Here is a 3204-nt window from a genome sequence, read left to right as displayed (position 1 = left end):
GGGGTCTCCTCGTTTTCAGTGCAATAAGTGACGGTACGCAAAGCTAGCACTGGCGCGGGGGTGGTCTGGGTAGACCGTTGATTTCATTGACTTTCCTGTTCGCTTTGTAAACGGGTATGGTGGCCTCCCACTTTTGAGGTTCACGATGCAGGGTTGGCACACAACGTTTTTGGGGATGCGTGGGCTCCCCCGCGATATCAGCGACTTCGAGATGAAGGCATTTTTCACCTTCGATGGTGCCGAGCGCGACGCAATCAATGCACGCCGAGGTGATTCCCACAAGCTTGGTCTGGCGCTCCATATTGGTTTCCTGCGCATGAGTGGGCGTTTGCTCGGTGCCTTTCGGGTAATTCCAGTAGCCTTGTGGCGCCACCTTGGCAACGAGCTTGGCATTGCAGCACCAGAAGTCGCCTCGCTGAGAGCCATGTATGAACGCGGGCGCACGCTATTCGATCACCAACAAGTAGCCTGCACGGTCCTTGGATTCCAGTGGATGAGCGAGCACCAGCGCCGCTCACTGGTACGTGAACTGCGCGACGAAGTGGCGCGCTGCGCCGACCGCGATCAGCTACTCGTGCGGGCGCGTCAATGGCTGTACAAGAACAAGCTGGTGATCGTGCACGAGCGGGCAATTCGGACACTGATTGCGGCGGCACTTGCCCAGCTTGAAGTTGAAACAGGCACCGCCATCGCCGCCAGCGTTGATCCAGCAACACTTGATCGCTGGCGAGCCTCAGTTTCAGAGCTGCGCCCAGATGGACAAACCCAGCAGAGTTGGCTATGGGCTGCACCGGCGAAACACTCAACCCGCCAAATCAGCGAGGTACTGGAGCGCATCGACCTGCTTTACACGCTGGACGTTCATAAGCACCTGGCAGACATCCCCGATCTCATCTTGCGCCGCTACGCGCGCCGACTTGTCTCCAGGCCGCCCTCAGCCGGAGCCAAGATCAAAGAGCCAGCGCGCACCGTGGAGGTCGCATGCTTTCTTCGGTATTGCCTGTTCACAACCACAGACCAGTTGATCCTTATGGTGCAGCGCCGGATCGCCGATCTGTGGCGTCAGGCTGCCGCCGATGTCCCCGCTACCGTCAATTGGGCCGCAATGTACAAAACGCTGCTCGGCGAACTTGTTGCCTTGAGCGCGCAAGGTGCGGTGCCAGATGCTGAGTTGCGTGCCCGTCTTGAAGCCTTGATCACCGAAACCCAGAAACGCAAACCACCGAGCAGGGCCTCCCTGGTCCGCGAGGGATTGATTGATGGAATTCGCCCCGTGCGGTCGTTGCTCGTCGCCATTGCAAAGCTGCCCTGGCAGGCCACCGGCGAGCATCCTGCCATCGAGTACCTTGCCAAGCTGCAAGCTTTATATCTCAAAGGATCCAGAAAGCTGCCAGTTGAAGTGGTGGCACCAAGTCTGGGAATGATCTGGCAGGTTTCGATCTCCAGCCCAGACCGGGAACGGGCGTTTCAGGCGTTGGAGGTGGCCACCCTGTTTGCCCTGCGCCGCGCGGTGCGCAATGGCTCGGTCTGGATTGAGCACAGCCTGAGCTTTCGGGGTCGTGCGCGCTTGTTCTTCACGGACGAGCGTTGGCAGGCAGAGTCCAAGAAACACTATGCCCGTCTATCGTTACCCAGCAAGGCTGCCACTTTCTTGAAGCCTTTGCTGGCCAGAGTAACTGCCGGTGTCGATGCGGTGGCCGCTGCAGCCCGCAGTGGCGTACTGCGCGTGGATGATGAACTCCATTTGTCGCCATTGCCCGCAGAGGACGAAGACCCAGAAGTGACCAAGCTGCGCGCGGCTTTGGATCACCGCATCGGTGAGGTTCAATTGCCGGAAGTGATTCTGGCCGTTGACGCCCAGGTGCGCTTTAGCTGGATCATGCTCGGACGTGAGCCGCGCTCTACCGACGAGCTGCTGATGGTCTATGCCGGCATCATGGCCCACGGCACCAGTCTGACTGCGGTCGAATGCGCGCGCATGATTCCGCAATTGTCTGCCACCAGCATTCGCCAGGCCATGCGCTGGGCGCGGGACGAACGGCGTCTGAGCCAGGCCTGCCAGGCTGTGCTGGAATTCATGCAGCGACACCCGATTGCCGCCACCTGGGGGCGGTCCGATTTGGCATCTTCTGACATGATGAGCATGGAGACCACCAAACGGGTGTGGCAAGCCCGGCTTGATCCTCGGCGCAACACACCTTCCATTGGAATCTACTCCCATGTAAAAGACCGGTGGGGCATCTTCCATGCGCAGCCCTTTGTGCTCAATGAGCGCCAGGCGGGCGTGGCCATTGAAGGTGTCATCCGCCAAGAAAAGCTGGAGACCAGCCAGCTTGCTGTGGATACCCATGGCTACACCGACTTTGCCATGTCACATGCCCGTTTGCTTGGTTTTGATCTTTGCCCGCGGTTGAAGGAACTCAAACAGCGCCACCTCTTTGTGCCACGCGGCACCAAAGTGCCCGCAGAAATCGCTGCGGTGTGCGAAGCCAATGTCGACGTCGCTTTGATCGAAAAGCATTGGGATAGTCTGGTGCACCTGGCAGCCTCGGTCATGAGCGGACATGCCAGTGCGGTGGCAGCTCTTGCGCGGTTCGGTTCTGCCGCCCAGGGCGATCCAATCTATGAGGCTGGCGTGCAATTGGGGCGGTTGCTGCGTACGGCGTTTTTGGCTGACTACTTTGTCAAGGACGCTTTCAGGAACGAGTTGCGCCGGGTGCTCAATCGGGGCGAGGCTGTTAACGCCCTCAAGCGCGCCATTTATACCGGCCGGATCAGCCCGGCGCAGGCCAAACGTGTCGATGAAATGCAGGCTGTGGCCGATGCGTTGAGCCTGATGGCCAACATCGTGATGGCGTGGAATACCTCACAGATGCAGGCGGTCCTGGATCGCTGGTCGAACCGCCGCCAGGTCATTCCACCGGAACTGATCGGGAAGATTGCGCCCACCAGGCTGGAGAGCATCAACTTGCGGGGTGTGTTTCGCTTCCCGGTTGACCGCTATGCTGACCAAATCCTGCCTTCGCGGCCAAATGCATCGATAACTGGCACCAATGGATGAAACCGACCACGGTTTGACGCCACGAATCGCAGATTTGAAAGTGAACAGGAAAGTCAATGAAATCAACGATCTACCAACACCACCTCCGCGCCAGTGCTAGCTTTTCGTACCGTCACTTATTGCACTGAAAACGAGGAGACCCC

1 protein-coding gene is annotated in these 3204 nt (G+C 58.9%); it reads left to right on the top strand.

What is annotated here, in order from left to right; genetic code table 11:
- Positions 1-145: 145 nt before the first annotated feature.
- Positions 146-3061 (top strand): Tn3-like element IS1071 family transposase, encoded by a 2916-nt coding sequence (locus AAHB17_RS24310; protein ID WP_003049965.1) that lies wholly within the window; start codon positions 146-148, stop codon positions 3059-3061.
- Positions 3062-3204 lie beyond the last annotated feature (143 nt).

The organism is Hydrogenophaga sp. OTU3427, assembly GCF_038440225.1.
GTDB lineage: Bacteria > Pseudomonadota > Gammaproteobacteria > Burkholderiales > Burkholderiaceae_C > Hydrogenophaga.
This window is presented reverse-complemented; position numbering and strand designations above follow the sequence as displayed.